The sequence below is a fragment of the Rhodophyticola sp. genome (assembly GCF_965284195.1).
Lineage (GTDB): Bacteria > Pseudomonadota > Alphaproteobacteria > Rhodobacterales > Rhodobacteraceae > Rhodophyticola.
In genome coordinates, this window is sequence record NZ_CBDIRM010000001.1 from 2,943,203 (window position 1) to 2,959,969 (window position 16,767).

At 63.0% G+C, this 16,767-nt stretch carries 16 protein-coding genes and 1 pseudogene; 4 read left to right on the forward strand and 13 right to left on the reverse strand.

Annotated elements, in window-relative coordinates; genetic code table 11:
- The first annotated feature begins 60 nt into the window (after window positions 1-60).
- Window positions 61-390: a hypothetical protein gene (locus ACQ651_RS14785; RefSeq protein WP_227285890.1), complete on the forward strand. Its 330-nt coding sequence runs from the start codon at window positions 61-63 to the stop codon at window positions 388-390.
- Between the two features lie 2 nt (window positions 391-392).
- Here the strand turns inward: ACQ651_RS14785 and ACQ651_RS14790 are convergent, their stop codons facing one another.
- The 10 genes and pseudogenes from ACQ651_RS14790 to ACQ651_RS14835 all read right to left on the reverse strand — a co-directional run bounded on the left by ACQ651_RS14790 (window position 393) and on the right by ACQ651_RS14835 (window position 10,771).
- Complete coding sequence (locus tag ACQ651_RS14790) at window positions 393-1,604, reverse strand: phenylacetate--CoA ligase family protein (RefSeq protein WP_430449693.1); 1,212 nt, start codon at window positions 1,602-1,604, stop codon at window positions 393-395.
- Window positions 1,605-1,606: 2 nt separating this feature from the next.
- Complete coding sequence (locus ACQ651_RS14795) at window positions 1,607-2,536, reverse strand: phosphatase domain-containing protein (protein ID WP_430449694.1); 930 nt, start codon at window positions 2,534-2,536, stop codon at window positions 1,607-1,609.
- A gap of 86 nt (window positions 2,537-2,622) precedes the next feature.
- Window positions 2,623-3,477, reverse strand: coding sequence for an ABC transporter ATP-binding protein (locus tag ACQ651_RS14800; protein WP_121897658.1), 855 nt, complete (start codon window positions 3,475-3,477; stop codon window positions 2,623-2,625).
- A 101-nt stretch (window positions 3,478-3,578) separates the two neighbouring features.
- Window positions 3,579-4,862, reverse strand: a complete 1,284-nt coding sequence (locus ACQ651_RS14805) for an ABC transporter substrate-binding protein (RefSeq protein ID WP_430449695.1) — start codon at window positions 4,860-4,862, stop codon at window positions 3,579-3,581.
- Window positions 4,863-4,936: 74 nt separating this feature from the next.
- Window positions 4,937-6,014 (reverse strand): annotated as a pseudogene (locus ACQ651_RS14810) (branched-chain amino acid ABC transporter permease).
- Window positions 6,014-6,274 (reverse strand): hypothetical protein, encoded by a 261-nt coding sequence (locus ACQ651_RS14815; protein ID WP_430449696.1) that lies wholly within the window; start codon window positions 6,272-6,274, stop codon window positions 6,014-6,016. Before ACQ651_RS14815 ends, ACQ651_RS14810 begins: the two are co-directional and overlap by 1 nt.
- 151 nt (window positions 6,275-6,425) lie before the next feature.
- Window positions 6,426-7,412: a branched-chain amino acid ABC transporter permease gene (locus tag ACQ651_RS14820; RefSeq protein ID WP_121897659.1), complete on the reverse strand. Its 987-nt coding sequence runs from the start codon at window positions 7,410-7,412 to the stop codon at window positions 6,426-6,428.
- A 131-nt stretch (window positions 7,413-7,543) separates the two neighbouring features.
- Window positions 7,544-8,365, reverse strand: a complete 822-nt coding sequence (locus ACQ651_RS14825) for an ABC transporter ATP-binding protein (protein ID WP_430449697.1) — start codon at window positions 8,363-8,365, stop codon at window positions 7,544-7,546.
- Complete coding sequence (locus ACQ651_RS14830; RefSeq protein ID WP_227285883.1) at window positions 8,358-8,801, reverse strand: hypothetical protein; 444 nt, start codon at window positions 8,799-8,801, stop codon at window positions 8,358-8,360. Before ACQ651_RS14830 ends, ACQ651_RS14825 begins: the two co-directional genes overlap by 8 nt.
- Entirely contained in the window at window positions 8,798-10,771 is a 1,974-nt protein-coding gene (locus tag ACQ651_RS14835; RefSeq protein ID WP_227285882.1) for an AMP-binding protein, read from the reverse strand. Before ACQ651_RS14835 ends, ACQ651_RS14830 begins: the two co-directional genes overlap by 4 nt.
- Window positions 10,772-10,977: 206 nt before the next feature.
- Here ACQ651_RS14835 and ACQ651_RS14840 point away from each other — a divergent pair, with 206 nt between their 5' ends.
- Together ACQ651_RS14840 and ACQ651_RS14845 are read left to right on the forward strand one after the other, a co-directional pair.
- Window positions 10,978-12,903, forward strand: coding sequence for a PAS-domain containing protein (locus tag ACQ651_RS14840; RefSeq protein ID WP_430449698.1), 1,926 nt, complete (start codon window positions 10,978-10,980; stop codon window positions 12,901-12,903).
- Window positions 12,900-13,598: a response regulator transcription factor gene (locus tag ACQ651_RS14845; protein ID WP_227285880.1), complete on the forward strand. Its 699-nt coding sequence runs from the start codon at window positions 12,900-12,902 to the stop codon at window positions 13,596-13,598. The genes ACQ651_RS14840 and ACQ651_RS14845 overlap by 4 nt, the downstream gene beginning before the upstream one ends.
- A 66-nt stretch (window positions 13,599-13,664) precedes the next feature.
- Here ACQ651_RS14845 and ACQ651_RS14850 read toward each other — a convergent pair whose 3' ends face one another.
- Both ACQ651_RS14850 and ACQ651_RS14855 read right to left on the reverse strand, forming a co-directional pair.
- A complete protein-coding gene (locus ACQ651_RS14850) occupies window positions 13,665-14,132 on the reverse strand; it encodes a DUF2383 domain-containing protein (protein ID WP_430449699.1) in 468 nt (155 codons plus the stop codon).
- Between the two features lie 126 nt (window positions 14,133-14,258).
- On the reverse strand, window positions 14,259-15,461 hold the full coding sequence (locus tag ACQ651_RS14855) for a hydantoinase/carbamoylase family amidase (protein ID WP_430449700.1): 1,203 nt from the start codon (window positions 15,459-15,461) through the stop codon (window positions 14,259-14,261).
- Window positions 15,462-15,526: 65 nt separating this feature from the next.
- Between ACQ651_RS14855 and ACQ651_RS14860 the strand changes: the two genes are divergently transcribed.
- A complete protein-coding gene (locus ACQ651_RS14860) occupies window positions 15,527-15,688 on the forward strand; it encodes a hypothetical protein (protein ID WP_227285877.1) in 162 nt (53 codons plus the stop codon).
- A 75-nt stretch (window positions 15,689-15,763) separates the two neighbouring features.
- Here the strand turns inward: ACQ651_RS14860 and ACQ651_RS14865 are convergent, their stop codons facing one another.
- Entirely contained in the window at window positions 15,764-16,594 is an 831-nt protein-coding gene (locus tag ACQ651_RS14865) for a DUF481 domain-containing protein (RefSeq protein ID WP_375551327.1), read from the reverse strand.
- Window positions 16,595-16,767 lie beyond the last annotated feature (173 nt).

Below are 16,767 nucleotides of genomic sequence, written 5' to 3' on the forward strand. Positions count from 1 at the left end.
AAACCGGACAAGCCGAATCGCTTTAAGTTCCGTTGTCTGCATCTCTGGTGGAGTAATCCGATGCCAATCCAAGCCCAAATCCCTTACGCCGCGGCGGCCCTTCTCGCATTTGGAACACCGGCTCTGGCAGAGAGTGAAGGGCCCTTCAGCGAACGCGCTGTCGCCACCTTCATTGCTGCCGACATCAACAATGACGAGCATCTCAGCTTCGATGAATTCGGCAACTTTATCCGCATCATGGCCGCTTATGGTCAGCCGACGTCGCGACGGATTCGCACCTTTGGCGCCTACCGGATGGCTTTCAACAGGATCGATGTGAATGATGACGGCTATGTCAGCCCGAACGAGATGCGTAGCGCAGACCGCTCTCACCGGGCCGAGGGTGGATAGATCTAGTCGTAAACCCGCTGATCGTCGATCACCTTGCCGTCGTTCGGCAGACTTCCCGGGGCGACCAGCTCGATCCTGGCCTTCAGCTTCAGGCTGTCCACGATGCTGCCCGCATAGGCATCGGCGGCCCCGCCCTCGGCCTCGATCTGAACGGTCATCGCGTCCATCTCCCCCTCCCGGGTAGCGATGACGCGGGCCTTGGCGATCTCGGGGTGCTTTGCCACGAAATCGGCCACCTGTTCGGGGCGCACGAACATCCCCTTGATCTTCGTGGTCTGATCGGCGCGGCCCATCCATCCCTTGATCCGCATGTTGGTGCGCCCGCACGGGCTTTGCCCGGACATCACCGCGCTCAGATCGCCGGTGGCGAACCGGATCAGCGGGTAATCGGGGTTCAGCGTCGTTACTACGACCTCGCCCACCTCGCCCTCTGCCACCCTGTCACCGGTGCCCGGGCGCACGATCTCCACGATCACGCCCTCGTCCACGATCATCCCCTCGATCGCGGGGCTTTCATAGGCGATGTTGCCCAGATCCGCCGTGGCGTAGCTTTGCAGACAGGAAATGCCGCGATCCGCATAATCCTGACGAAGGCTGGGAAACAGCGCACCGCCGCCCACGGCCGCCTTGGTGATGCAAAGCGTCACACCCATCTCCGCTGCCTTGTCGAGGATCACCTTGAGATAATCCGGCGTACCCGCATAGGCGGTGGAGCCCACATCCCTGGCCGCGCGCACCTGCAATTCCGTCTGGCCCACACCGGCGGGCAGCACGGTGGCGCCCACGGCGCGCGCACCGGACTCGAAGATCATCCCCGCAGGGGTCAGGTGATAGCCGAAGCAGTTCTGCACCACATCGCCCGCGCCGATGCCGGCCGCATGCAGAAACCGCCCCATGCGCCACCAGTCATGGCTTATCCCTCCGGGTTCATAGATCGGCCCGGGCGACTGGAACACATGGGCGACATTGGCCACCGGGATACCGCCGAAGGGCAGCGCCGCCGCCTGCCAGTCGCTCAACTGCGATTTTCGCAGCACCGGCAGGCGCGCCAGATCGTCAAGGTCCTTGATCGGCGCGATCCCGGGCAGGCAGCTCTCCGGCGCGCTCAGCACCCGCTCGATCTGCGCCTGCACCGCCGCCAGCTGATCGGCCAATCGTTCGTCGGCGCTGCGCGTCTCCAGCCGGTCGAAAAATTCTTGCGCTTGATCTGCCATGGTCACGCCTGCCTTTGTTCGTCTTCGGGGGTCAGCCCCCAGTATTCCAATGCGCCGCCGAAACCGGGGCCATGATAGCAGGGCACGCCTGCCGCTTCGATCTGGGCCATGGCGGCGGCATCATCCGCGCCAACACCGGGGGCGGGCTCACGCAGCGCCACGCCACGCACCCGGCCCGGATGCCGCCTGATCGCATCGCGATAGACATGCGCGTCCTTCTGTCCGCTGTCGCCCAGCAACAGCACCGGCAGATCCGGCGTGGCGGAAAGGATCGTGTCGATCGCGGCACTCTTGTGGTCCAGATGCCCCGCCCCGATACCGCCGGAGGGCGACACGCCGAGATCGCGCAGGAACATCGGCCCCCGCGGCAGATCGGCCCGGGCGAACAGGCCTTCCAGAAAATCATGCAGGTTCCACGGGGAGGAGGAGACATAGAAGACCGGGTTGCGCCCGCCTTCGGCCAATGTCGCCATCAGCTTCACCGCATCGGGATGCACCACCCGGGTCAATGCCGAGCCGGTAAAGGTCGTCCACAGGTTCCGGGCCAGCGAATGGGCGCCTGTTTCGATCATCGTGTCGTCGACATCCGAAATGACCAGCCAGCGCGCGGTCTCGCCTGGCACCTGCACCGGGCAGATAACCTCGCTGTCCGGTCGCCCGGCAATCCGCATCGGCACATCGTCCCACGGCCCGGCACCAGCGCCGGGCAGCGTGAGCGTCACATAGCCTTCGGCATCGCTCAGCGCTTCCACCCCTTCGGACAGGACGGCCACACCGGCCACTTCATCGGTTATGAACAGCGACGCCATCTGCCGCAGATTGGTCAGGCGGGACTGCTCCGGATCGGGCTCGGAGGCCCGCAGATGGGTCAGAACACGGGCCCGCAGCACCCGGCCCTCGGGCGTCGCATAGCCGATATACGGGTCCAACACCGGTGCGCCCTTGCGGCGCCCGATCCGTTCGAGCCCTCTTTCGGCAACCCTGGCCGCAGATACGAACGCATCCCGTAACACGAGGCTCAGCTCAGCCAGCGTTTGCGACGGCGATAGGACCGCACGTCGCGAAAGCTCTTGCGCCCGTCATCGCCGACACCCAGATAGAATTCCTTCACATCCGGGTTTTCGCGCAGATCGGCGGCGGGTCCGTCCATCACCACGCGCCCGCTTTCCAGAATATAGCCGTAATGGGCAAATCTGAGCGCGACATTGGTGTTCTGTTCGGCCAGCAGAAAGCTCACGCCCTCTTTCTCGTTCAGGTCTTTCACGATCCCGAAAATCTCTTCGACAAGCTGCGGGGCCAGCCCCATGCTCGGCTCGTCCAGCAGGATCGTCTCGGGCTTCGACATCAATGCCCGGCCAATCGCCGTCATCTGCTGCTCTCCGCCGGATGTATAGCCCGCCTGGCTCTTGCGCCGCTCTTTCAGGCGCGGGAAATAGGTATAGACCTTCTCAAGATCCGCATCGATCGCGGCACGCCCGTCCTTGCGGGTATAGGAGCCGGTCAACAGGTTCTCCTCCACCGTCAGATGTTCGAAACAATGGCGGCCTTCCATCACCTGGATAACGCCGCGCTCCACCAGATCGGAGGGGTTCAGATCCTGCACCCGCTCTCCGCGATAGTGGATCGAGCCCTTGGTCACCTCGCCGCGTTCCGAATGCAGCAGGTTGGAAATCGCTTTCAGCGTCGTGGTCTTGCCAGCGCCGTTGCCACCCAGCAATGCGGTGATGCCACCCTTGGGCACGTTCAGCGATACGCCTTTCAACACCAGGATCACATGGTTGTAGATCACCTCGATATTGTTGACTTCCAGAAGCGTCTCCGCCCCATCCAGTTCCGGGGCTTTCCCGTCCCCATGCAACTCGGTGTCCAGCATCGCGTGGCTCTCCCACTCCAAGCTGCGGAAAACCGCGGCTTCCTGTTCCAAATACGCAAATCCCGGCGGCAGCGGCTGCGCCGCCGCCGGGCTCTCTCAGATCAGCTTTCGTTGCAGCGCAGCTCGATGTTGTTTTCCGCTGCGAATGCGGCGCTGTCCTCGGCGACCAGCGGGTCGGTCACGCTGTCATCGGGGGCGATGAAATCGGTCAGCGTCACCCACTCGCCGGCTTCCGCATTCCACTGCTGCATCCGCGCCATGCCCGATCCGCCGTGATCTTCGCAGGTCACGGTGAACTCCGGCCCGATACCCGGCATGCCGAGCTCTTCCATCCGCGCGTTGGTCATCACCAGCGCTTCCATCCCGTCCCGCATCATCGAGGCGTCGATATCGGCGACACCGTGGATTTCCTGCGCGGTACGGGCCGCTTCGGCCGCCAGCATCGCGGCATACATCCCGCGGGTGTAGAGCACCGAACCCAGATTGGTGCCGTCGCCTGCGGCCAGACCCGCATTGATCACATACTCCTGGATTTCGTCGAAGACCGGCAGATCGCCCAACACATTCATGTTCAGCGCGCGGTAGCCGTTGGCGTCCATGCCTGCGGGTTCGACATCATGCTCGGCCCCGGCCCACCAGTTGCCGATGAAATTCTCCATCGGGAAACGGATATTGGCGGCCTCCTGAATCGCGACCTGGTTCATCACGCCCCAGCCCCACATGATCACGTAATCCGGGCGCTCGCGGCGGATGGTCAGCCACTGGTTACCCTGCTCCTGACCGGGGTGGTCCACCGCCAGCTGGCTCAACTCGAAACCATGCATCTCGGACAGCGTTTCCAGCGTACGGATCGGCTCCCGGCCATAGGCCGAGTTGTGGTAGAGAAGCGTGATGGTCTTGCCTTCCAGCGAGCCGCCGTTTTCCTCCAGCAGCTGGTTGATGATCACCGATGCCGCATCCCAGTAGTTCGCGGGATAGTTGAACACGTGGCTGAACACCGTGCCGTTCGAGGCCGAGGTCCGGCCGTAGCCCATGGTGTGAAGCGGAATGCCGTCTGCGGTCGCGCGCGGGATCAGCTGATAGGTGATGCCGGTGGACAGCGGCTGATAGACAAGCGCGCCCTCGCCCTTGGTGCTCTCGTAGCATTCCACGCCGCGCTCGGTGTTATAGGCGGTTTCGCATTCGACCACCCGCACCTCGACACCGCCGATGCCCCCGTCGCGCTGGTTGAGCAGGGTCATGTAGTCCTGATACCCGTCCGAGAACGGGATACCGCCCGCGGCATAGGGCCCGGTCCGGTAGCTGAGATCGGGGAACACAAGGTCCGCCAGCGCGGGCCCTGCGGCCATCACCGTGGCGACGGCAAGGGTTGCTAATGTCTTCATCGGGTATCCTCCCATTTGGTTGATCTTTGTTGGATGCCGGGGTTGTGCCCGGTCGTATGGTTCAAGGCCGCGCCCTAATGCGGGAAGGGCCAAAGTCGCAGTTTCTCCTTGGCCAGCGCCCAGAGGCGGGCCAGCCCGTGCGGTTCCACGATCAGGAAGATCATGATCATCGCGCCGACGATCACGAACTCGAAATGCGTGGCAAGGGCCGTGTCCCAGCCCATCCCGTCGGTCAGGATGTTTCTCAGCAGCACCGGCAACAACACCATGAAGGCCGCACCGGCGAAGGCGCCGAAGATGCTGCCCAGCCCGCCGATGATGATCATGAAGAGCACAAGGAACGACTTGGTGATGCCATAGGCCTCGCCCACTTCGACGGCGCCCAGATAAACGGTGAACAGAAGCGCGCCCGAGACACCCACATAGAAGCTCGACACCGCAAAAGCCGTCAGCTTGGCCTTCAGCGGGTTCACCCCGATGATCTCGGCCGCGATATCCATATCCCGGATCGCCATCCACTGCCGCCCGATCGACCCGCGCGTCAGGTTGCGCGCAATCCAGGCCAGCACGAAGACGAAAGCCAGGCAGAACAGGTATTTCACCCAGCTTTCCGCGTTCGGCCCGGTAACGGCCATGCCAAACATCGTGCGTTCCGGCGCGTTGATCTGGCCGGAGGCGGAATAGTTGTAGAACCACGGCACCTTGTTGAAGAGCCAGACGAGGAAGAACTGCGCCGCCAGCGTGGCCACCGCCAGATAGAATCCCTTGATCCTCAGGCTTGGCAGGCCGAACATCACGCCCACGATTGCGGTCATGAAACCCGAGAGAAGGGTGATCGTGACCATGTCCAGCCCGGGAAACGCCGTCATCAGCTTGTAGGAGGTGTAGGCCCCCACCGCCATGAACCCGCCCGTGCCCAGCGACACCTGCCCGCAATACCCGGTCAGGATGTTCAGGCCGATTGCCGCGATCGCATAGATCAGGAACGGCAGCAGGATCGCATTGGCCCAGTAATCGTTGATCACGAAGGGCACGATCGCCGATCGCCACGAACAGGACGAAATAGTACCGGTACCGGTCGAAGGCGATCGGGAAGGTCTGGTTGTCCTTGGCGTAGGTGGTCTTGAAATCACCGGCTTCACGATAAAACATCAGGCACCCTCCCGAGCCATCAACACCCGACCGATCAGCCCGATCACGAGACCGACCGGTGTCAGGATCGCGGGCCAGATCGTGAGATCGCGGGGCCCGAATACCTCAGCGGCCAGAAACAGGCCGGAAAACCAGAAGATCGCAAAGCCCACCGTGGTCACGATGGCCCACATCTTCTTGGCCTGGGTTCCCCCCTTGACGAAGGCGGGCCTGCCGACATTGGCAAAGGGATTGGGCGGATCCGGCTGCTTGTCGATCATGCTCTCTGCTCCCTGCTTGCCATGGCGCCCCTGGCCGAAGCCGCGCCCTGCGGATGCGACGCACGGGCCTGAGGGCCACCGGATGCAACCGGCCACTCAGCGGTCTGAAAGGCGGCGCGGCCCGCGCTCCCGCCGGATCGATCTGCCATGGTCACACCCTCTCGATGATTTTTTCGCCGAACAGGCCTTGCGGTCGGAACACCAGGAAGACCAGTGCCAGCACATAGGCGAACCAGTTTTCCGTCGCGCCGCCGATCAGCGGGCCGATGGAGAACTCGAAAAGCGCCTCGCCCACCCCGATGATCAGCCCCCCGACGATGGCCCCGGGGATCGAGGTGAACCCGCCCAGCATCAGTACCGGCAGCGCCTTCAGCGCAATCAGCGACAGCGAGAACTGGACACCTGATTTGGAGCCCCACATGATCCCCGCAACCAGCGCCACGATACCCGCCAGCGACCAGACGAGGATCCAGACATAGTTGAGTGAGATACCCACGCTCAGCGCGGCCTGATGGTCATCGGCCACCGCGCGCATCGCGCGGCCGTTCTTGGTGTATTGCGCATAGGCGATCAGGCCCGCCACCAGCACCGCGGCAATGCCCGTCGCCCAAAGATCCAGATTGTCGATGAAGAACCCATAGCCGAAAATCTCGAACGTCACCTGATCGATGGTGTCGTTGATCCCCTGCGGCAGGCCGACGTCCAGATTGCGGATCTCCGACCCCCACATCAGATCGCTCACCCCTTCGAGGAAATAGGCCAGCCCGATCGTCGCCATGAACAGAATGATCGGCTCCTGCCCCACCAGATGCCTGAAGATGAATTTCTGCACGAAAAGCGCGAAGCCGATCATCACCAGCACGGTCAGAAGAATGGCCAGCAAGGCCGGCACCTCCCACCCGAAATAGTGAATGTCCGTGCCCAGAACTTCGTTGATGATATGGGCAAACGGCACCCGTCCGTCCTGAATCCCGACCAGCGTCATCGCCGCGAACAGCGCCATGACCCCTTGGGCATAGTTGAAGATGCCGGACGCCTTGAAGATCAGCACGAAACCGAGCGCCACAAGCGAATACATCACCCCGGTCATGAGGCCGTTCAGCGTGACCTCCATTGCGAAGACGAGTTGTTCAGGCATCGTGTCCCCCTGAGATCAAGATAATCGAGCGCTCGGATGATTGCTGTGCAGTGATCCGTGGCAGTCGGCTTGGCAAGGAAAGCGGGAGAGACCGCATCCTGGTGAGGATCGACGTCCTGTGCGCGGCCAGCTCAGTCATGCGCCACCCCTAGATAGGCGTCGATCACTTGCGGGTTGTTGCGCACCTCGTCAGGGGTGCCGTCGCCGATCTTCTTGCCGTAATCCATCACCACCACGCGGTCGGACAGGTCCATGACCACGCCCATATCGTGCTCGATAAGCGCGATGGTGGTGCCGAACTCGTCATTCACGTCGAGAATGAAGCGGGACATGTCCTCCTTCTCCTCGACATTCATGCCTGCCATCGGCTCGTCCAACAGCAGGATGCTGGGCTCCGCGACAAGCGCGCGCGCCAATTCGACCCGTTTCTTGAGCCCGTAAGGCAGCCGTCCCACCGGCGTCTTCCGGATATTCTGGATTTCGAGAAAATCGATGACCTCTTCGGCGACCCGCCGGTTCTTAACCTCTTCGCGCTGCGCCTTGCCCCACCAGAGCGCCTGATCGAGGAAGCTCGCCGACATGTGGTTCAGCCGCCCGGTCATGATGTTGTCGAGCACGCTCATCCCGTCGAAAAGCGCGATGTTCTGGAAGGTCCGTGCGATGCCCTGCCGGGCCACCTGAAACGGCTTCATCGCCGGGCGGCGCGCGCCGCGATACCACACCTCGCCCTCTTGCGGGTGGTAGAACCCCGAAATGACGTTCAGCATCGAGGATTTGCCCGCGCCGTTGGGCCCGATGATCGCGCGAATCTCGCCCTCGCGAATGTCGAAGGAGATATCCTTGATCGCAACGACCCCGCCAAATCGCAGGGTGATGTTGCGCATCTCCATGACCACGCCGCCGATCTTGCGACCGTCTTCGGTGACGTAGCTTTCTGATGCGTTATCAAGCATTTATAAGATCCTCACAGCTCATCCCGGCGTACAAAAAACGGCTGGTCGAAGCGCGCCTACCTTCGTCGAACCAGTCCCGCCCAAGAATTTCTCGCACCTCACGCCGAACAAATTGCCGAGCCGCCTCATAGACCCGTCCCGCCGTAAAATCCGTCGTCGGTCCAACCCAAAGCGTTGAGAGTATGGCGGGTCCGCCAATATCAGAAATGTCCAGTTCATTGACATCCAGTTCTGCCGCGAGGCTTAGAACTGAGGAGTAGCCCAAATCAAATAACGTCGCAGCAGTCTCTTCATCTCCGAAGCCCGCTGCGAGTTCAGAGCATTGAAAGCCATTGAATGCGTGAAACGCCATCAGAGACAATCGATCTTCCTCCTGTTGCCCGAGTGCCGGCTGCCAGCAGCCGATTAGGGCGAGAATGATCGAAAGCAGCCTCATTCTGCGGCGATCCGGTCTTGCGCCACGTCCACCGTCGCCGCATCACGGATTTCCAAAGTGGCCTTGATCTTGCCCTTCCGGCCGTCCTCATAGGTCACTTCGGTCTCGGTGTAGACGCTGTCGGACCCGCCATAAAGCGCTGCGATCAGGTCGGCGAACTTCTCCTCGATGATCCGGCGGCGGACCTTCCGGGTGCGGGTGAGTTCGCCATCATCCGCGTCCAGTTCCTTGTGCAGCACGAGGAAGCGGTGGATCTGGCAGCCCGAGAGCATCTCGTCTTCGGCAACGCTCCGGTTCACCTCTTCGACATGGCCCTGGATCGTCTCAAGCACCTGGGGGTGCTGCGCAAGCTCCTGATAGGAGGAGTAGGAGATGTTGTTGCGCTCGGCCCAGTTTCCCACCGCCGTCAGGTCGATATTGATGAAGGCGGTGCAACAATCGCGGCCCGAGCCGAACACGACCGCCTCAAGGATATTGGGGAAGAACTTCAGCTTGTTCTCGACATATTTCGGCGCGAACAGGCGGCCGTCGGCCATCTTGCCCACATCCTTCGCCCGGTCGATGATCCGCAGATGCCCGGTATCGGGCTCGATGAAGCCCGCATCGCCGGTGGCAACCCAACCCTCGGCATCCTTGGTGGAGGCGGTGCTTTCCGCATTCTTGTAGTATTCGACAAAGACCCCGGGCGAGCGATAGTAGACCTCGCCATTGTCGTCGATCCGGATTTCCACGCCCGGCGAGGGGACGCCGACCGTATCGGGGCGCACCTCGTTATCGGGCTGCTGCGTGATGAAAACGCTTGCCTCGGTCTGGCCGTAGAGCTGTTTCAGATTGATCCCCAGAGATCGATAGAAATCGAAAATCTCCGGGCCGATCGCCTCGCCGGCGGTGTACCCCACGCGGACCCGGCTGAAGCCGAGCGTGTTTTTCAGCGGCCCGTAGACCAGCGTCTCGCCAAGCTGATAGATCAGCTTGTCCATGAACCCGACCGGTTTGCCGTCGAGCAGTTTCGGGCCAACCTTCTTGGCGTGATCCATGAAGTAGCGGAACATGCGCTGCTTGAGCTTGCTGGCATCCTCCATCCGGATCATCACATTGGTCAGTTGCGTTTCGAAAACCCGGGGCGGGGCGAAGTAGTATGTCGGCCCGATCTCGCGCAGGTTGGTCATCATCGTCTCGGGGCTTTCGGGGCAGTTCACGCAAAAGCCCGTCCACATCGCCTGACCGATGGAAAAGATGAAATCCCCGACCCAGGCCATGGGCAGATATGCCAGAACCTCGTCCCCGGGGCGCAGATCGTCGAACTCGGCGGAGTTCTTGGAGGTCGCGATGATGTTCTTGTTGCTCAGCACCACGCCCTTGGGTTTGCCGGTGGTGCCCGACGTGTAGAGCATCACACAGGTGCTGTCCCATCCAAGCTCCGCCTCGCGGGTCGCCAGTTCCTTCTCGAACCGCTCATGGGCGGCGCGGCCCTCGGCCTGGATCGCCTCCAGCGAATGCAGCTTGGAATGGTCGTATTTGCGAAGGCCGCGGGCATCCTGATAGATGATGTGTTCGATGCAGTGGACGGTCTCCTGCACCTCGATGACCTTGTCGACCTGCTCCTGATCCCCGGCCACCACGAAACGCGCGCCGCAATGCTCCAGCACATAGGCCATCTCTTCGGCAACCGCATCCTGATAGAGCGGTACCGGGATTGCGCCCACCTTCTGCGCGGCCACCATCGACCAGTAAAGCGCCGGGCGGTTCTGCCCGATCACCGCGATATAGTCGCCGCGGTCCACACCCAGGGCCAGCAAACCGTAGGCAATCGCGTCGATCTCTTCGGCGGCCTCCGCCCAGGTCCAGCTTTGCCAGATCCCGAATTCCTTTTCCCGATAGGCGGGTTTCGAGCCAAACTGCGCCACGTTCCGCGCCAAGAGTGCCGGAACGGAGGCAGGAATTCCCGCAGCCGCGGTTACGTCAGCCAATTTTCATCCTCCCTTCGCCGGTTTCATCCGGCGCTCACGGATCGCTTGTCTGCGCGACTCTCGCAGCATTACCGTGGCACGAAATATGTCGACGTCAACTTTTGCCTGACTTTTTCCCAAACCTAACGAATTGTAACAGCGCCCCGACGGGCTTGACGACAGGCCCGCCACAGTGCCAGCGATGGGACAGGGGAGGCGCGAGAGACATGGCGCGAGCCGATATCACGAACCAGATGACCCGCGCGGGCCTGAACCTGATCCAGCAGGCGCTGACCATTTATGACGCCGAGCTGAAACTCGCCGTGTGCAATCGGCCGTTTCAGACGATGTTCGGCCTGCCCGCGGAACTGGTGACGCCCGGCGCGCGCTTCGAGGACACGATCCGCTATCTGGTCGGCCACGGCGAATATGGCGATGTGGAGGACTCGGAGCGGTTCGTGCTGGACCGGGTCGAACAGGCGCGCGCCTTCGTGCCCCATTACATGGAGCGCCAACGCTCCAACGGGCGCACGATCAGCGTCGAGGGCTCGCCCCTGCCCGAAGGCGGCTGGGTCACGGTCTATACCGACATCACCGAGATCAAGCGGCAGGAAAAGCTGCTGCGCAGCCGGTCGGAGGAGCTGTCGGACCAGCTTCTGACCCATGCGGAACGGCTGGCGCAGACCAACCGGGAACTCGCGGCGACCAACGCACAGCTTGAAGAGGCGAAGCGCGGGCTTTCCGAGATGGAGGCGCGGATCCGCCTGACGACCGAGATGATGCCGGCCCATATCGCCCATGTCGATCGGGATCAGGTCTACACCTATACCAACCGGCGCCTGTCCGCGATCCTGCCTGGACGGGCCAGCGACATCGTGGGCCTGCACATGGCCGAGGCGCTTGGCCCGGCCACCGCCGCGCGGCTCTCGTCGCAGGTGGCCCGCGCGCTGGAGGGCGCGGCATCGGTGCTGGAGTTCACCGAACCCGAAAGCGGCCGGCGCATCCGCACCGCCTTCACCCCCGACGAGGGCGCGGGGGGCGAGATCGAGGGCGTGTATCTGTTGTCCACCGATGTCACCGAAGAGGCGCAGGCGCGCGCGGCGCTCAGCCAGACCCACAAGCGTGAACTCGCCGCGCAGCTGACCAGCGGGCTGGCCCATGATTTCGCCAACCTGCTGACGATCATTCTGGGGCTTCAGGGCCGGCTGGAAAAGCTGCCCCTGCCGCCCGGTGCGGCGGAACTGACCGGGGCCACCAAATCCGCGGCGCGGCGGGGCGGCATGCTGCTGGACAAGATCGCCCGGATGTCCGGCCCGCGGGAAATCCACCCGGTGCCCACGGACCTGTCCGAGATGCTGGCCGCCTTCGCACCGCTGGCGGGCGCGGCATTGCCCGATACGATCACGCTCGTCATCGATGTGGATCCGGACCCGCAGCCCCTGCTGCTGCTGGATGCGGGCTCGTTGCAGGACAGCCTGCTCAATCTGGTCCTGAACGCACGCGATGCGATCGGTCAGGAGGCCGGCGAGATCGCGATCCGGGTCCGTGCCGTATCGGAAACATGGCTGGAAATCACCGTGCTCGATACCGGGCCGGGCTTTACGGAGCAGGCGCTGAAGGCCGCGCTTGATCCGTTCTTCACAACCAAGGGCGAACATGGCTCGGGCCTTGGCCTCTCGATGGTCTATGACCTGACGCAACTGGCCGGCGGAACCGTGAAACTTTCCAACACGCCCCGCGGTGCCGCGGTCAGCCTGCGGCTGCCCCTGCGCCATGCCAGCGGCGATACCCGCGCCCATCTGGTGCTTCTGGTAGAGGATCAGACGGAACTGCGCGCCACTATCCGCGACATGCTGACCGGTCTTGGCCATCAGGTGATCGAGGCCGCAAGCGGCGCGGAGGCGCTCGCGCTTGCCGATCTGCCGGGGCTAGACTGGGTGCTTTCGGATATCAATCTGGAAGGCGATATCACCGGCGTCGACCTGCTGACGCGAATCGCGGATCGTCATCCGCGCCATCGCCTTGCGCTGATGACGGCGCTGCCGCATGGCGACCCGTTGCGGCAGAAGGGCGCGGCGCGCTGGCCGGTTCTGTCGAAGCCGCTGGATCCCGCCGCGCTGACCCATCTTTTCCACGCGGAGGCCGTGGCATGAGCGCGCTTGTCACCATTCTCGATGACGAGCCGCAGATCCGCACGATGCTGTCCGATGCGCTGAGCGAGGCGGGGTTTCGCACCGCGGCCTACGCCCGCGCGACCGAGTTCGAGGCCGCGCTTCGCAGCGCCACGCCCGATGTCTGCCTTGTCGATCTGGGGCTGCCGGATCGCGACGGGCTGGCCGTCGTTCATCGGCTGGCCCTGGAATCCGGGGCGGCGATCATCATCATTTCGGGCCGGGCGCAGGTGCAGGACCGGGTGACCGGGCTGGAACTCGGGGCCGATGACTACATCATCAAACCCTTCGACCCGGCCGAGGTGGTGGCCCGTGTCCGAGCCCGGCTGCGCCAGTCGAAACCCCGCGAACACGCGGGCAACACCGCCACCTTCCGCGGATGGACCGCCCATTTCGACCGCTACGTGCTGGTCGACGAAACGGGCGAGGAGATCGGGTTTTCCCATGCGGAAGGTGAAGTGTTGCGGCTTTTTCTGGACAGCCCCAAACGCCTGATCTCCCGCCAGCAGATGCAGGAGAGCCTTGGCGGCGCGGCGGGCGAAAGCTTCGACAGGGCGATGGATGTGCGGATCAGCCGCCTGCGCACAAAACTGCGCGAAGACCCGAAGAACCCGCAACTGATCAAGACGATCTACGGTGCGGGCTATATCTTTCTGGGCGATGTAAGCTGGAGCTGACGCGCGGCGCCTCCTGCGGTGCCGGGCCGAGGTTCGCACCCGGCCCGGGCGGGTGACGGTGCGGGTTCAGTCCAGATGCCGGGTTTCGTCCAGCAGGTCCTGAATTTCTCCGCGCATGCGGACAAGGGCCCCCTTGTCGTGGCCTTCCGTCATGGCCGCGATGGCCTCGTCGAAGGCTTCCAGCACATGGCCCTCGCCGTCGCGGATGCTGTCCATGACGTCTTCGTCGATCTCGTCAAACAGTGCCCGGATCGAAACGACGGCCGTGTTGACGCTGGACATCAGCGTGCCGCTGACATCTGGCTCGCCGCCGCGCGCCGCGATCAGCGCGGCGATCTGGTCGGTATGCGCGTGATGCGTGCCGTGGAACTTCTGCACGACCGGGCGAAACTCGGGCTCGGCCTTTTCGCGCATCGTGTCGAACCCGGCCTTGGCATCGACCGTGCGGTTCAACAGCGCCTGCAGCGCTTCGCGTTCGGCCTCGGTATCCGGGCCGCTCAGAGGATCGGGAGAATAGGAGATCGGGTCGGTCATCGGCGCTTTCCTATTTTGACAGGTTACAGAGGTCTTGCCGGATCAACGCAGGCCGCGCGGCGCGGGTTCCGCCGCGGCCCCCCGCACCCGGCGGCTTTCAGCCACCTGCTGTCAGGCGCGCCGATCTCAGGCCGGGGCCAGGACCCCGGCGGCATCGGCCAGAACCCGCAGGCCCAGCACCAGATCCGCCTCCGCCGTATCCTCCTCGAAACTGTGGCTGATCCCGCCGATGGAGGGTACGAACAGCATGCCCACCGGCATCAGATGCGACACGTTGGAGGCGTCGTGAAGCGCGCCCGACGGCATCGCGCGCCACCGCCCCGGCGCGTGTCTGTCCGCCGCCGCCCGCAACGCGGCCTGCATCCCGTCATCCATCGGCACCGGCGCCAGATCGTTGCGCAGGCGCCCGGCATCGACGGTCAGGCCCGTTTCCCCGGCGACCTCCGTCAGCACCTCTTCGATGATCCGCTCCATTCGGTCCAGCCGGTCGACCTCCCCATCGCGCCACTGAATGGTGAAAATTGCCCGCCCCGGCACGATGGAGGAGGCATTGGGGTGCAGACGGATATGGCCGATGGTCCAGACCGATTGCGGCGTTACCACATTGGCGAACCGCTCGTTCAGCAGCATTGCGACCCGGGCCGCGCCCTGAAACGCATCCCGGCGCATATGCATCGGCGTGGTGCCGGCGTGGTTCTGCTGCCCTGTGACGGTGATCTGAAGCTGACGAAGCCCGACGATGGAGGTGACGACCCCCACCCCTTCGCCCGCGGCGTCCAGCACCGGCCCCTGTTCGATATGGGTTTCCAGAAATCCGGTGAACCGGCCGGGATCGACGAAATCTTCTTGCATAAGATGTGCAAGGCCACGGCGCGCATCCGCGAAGCTTACCCCGTCGGTGTCGGTGTAGCGATCCGCCTCGGCCAAAGTGGTGCGCCCGGCCCAGAGATCGCTGCCCGTGAGCGCGCCGAAGCGGCCCTCCTCGTCCTGAAAGCTCACCACCGAAATCGCAGGGCCGCCCGATTCAGCCGCGGCGCGCGCAATTTCCAGCCCCGCGATCACGCCGTAGGCGCCGTCCAGCCAGCCACCCTCGGGCTGGGTATCGGAATGTGACCCGATCAGCAGAGACAGCCCGCCGCTCAAGCCGAACACATTGCCCGCCGGGTCCACATGAGGGGTCAGACCGATCGCCTCGATCCGGCTCACCAGCCACTCCCGCGCGGCGATATCGGGGCCGGAGAACGCCCGGCGCATCACGCCGGTGCCCTCGGCGCCGAAGCTCCGCAGATGGCGAAGGTCAGACAGAAAGCGGTCGGGATCGGGGGACATGGGGCGGCACTTTCGGCAGGTGAATTCCCGCAAGACATGCCAGCCCGATATGCTAAGGTCCAGCGATGGACCTCATGGCGATGATCTTCTACGCGGTTATCTGCGGCCTGCTTGGTCTGGCCGGTCCACGTCTTGGCGCGCCGCTGCTCCGGCTTGGGATCGGCGCGGGCGTCGGCATCGCCGCGGCGGCGATCCTGCCGGTCATCCGCGGTATCATGGGCGGATAGTGGATTCCCAACAGAGAAAGGCAGAGGTCTCGCAACCCCTGCCGTTCCCGTGCACCTTCCCGAAACGGGAAGTTCTCAGTTGAAGGTATAGACCAGCGAAACGCCGAAGGTCTGATCGGTATCGCTAAAGCCCGGCAACGGATCGGTATGGTATTCGGTCTGGATGCTTGTCCGCAGCGCCAGCATATCTGTCATCGCCACGGTCAGACCCAGATCGCTGAAAACAGCGGTGTCAAAGTCTGAGATAACCACGTCGATGTCGGACGTGAAGAACACGTTTTCGTTCAGGCGGCGAAGCAGGTTGGAGCCGATGCTGAAAGCAGCCTCATCCACGCTGGTCAGGTTGGAAAGCTCTGCAATCCGATACCCGGGCCCAGCCTGAACTGACCATTGGAAATCGTTCGTGTTCGAGATGCGGTAGCCAAGACCGGCGCCAATGAAAGTGTCGCTTTCGAAGCTGGAGAACTGATCGACGGAGCCCTGGACCGTGGCAAAGCCGAAGAGCGCGGGGTTCAGGTCGCGGCGGTATTCCAGATCGTAGAGCAGGCTTTCCTCGGAGGTTACGTTGTTCTCTTCGCCAAACGCATAGCTGAGCGCGAGCGTGTAGCCATTGGTGCCGTCATAATAGCCAAGGCTTGTGCCGATACCGAGATTGGCAGTGTCGGTGTTGCCGTCACTGGCTGTGCCGCGCAAGGCGAGCGAACCGGAGAAGCCGAGCGGTTGGCCTTCGTTTCCGAACCGGTCGATGTCACGGTCGAAATCGTCATCGATATCGTCCCGAAGGTCTTCGATCTGATCATCGACAGTTTCGGTGCCGCTGAAGATGTTGGTCTGCGCCGCGGCGGCGGAAACGATAACCCCGGTCATCATGGCTGCAAGAAGTAGGGGTTTTGCGAAGGGTGTCATCGCGGTATCCTGAATGAACTGTCCGGCACAATGCCGAAGCAAGATGTGCGTTTACAACAACGCTGGAACACGTTGTGGAAAATCCGACGGGAGAATGTGTGAACCCCCGCAAAACAACAAAAATGAGACAACGGCCAGAAAGCGCCGACAAATCTCCAAGCAATTACAATTGG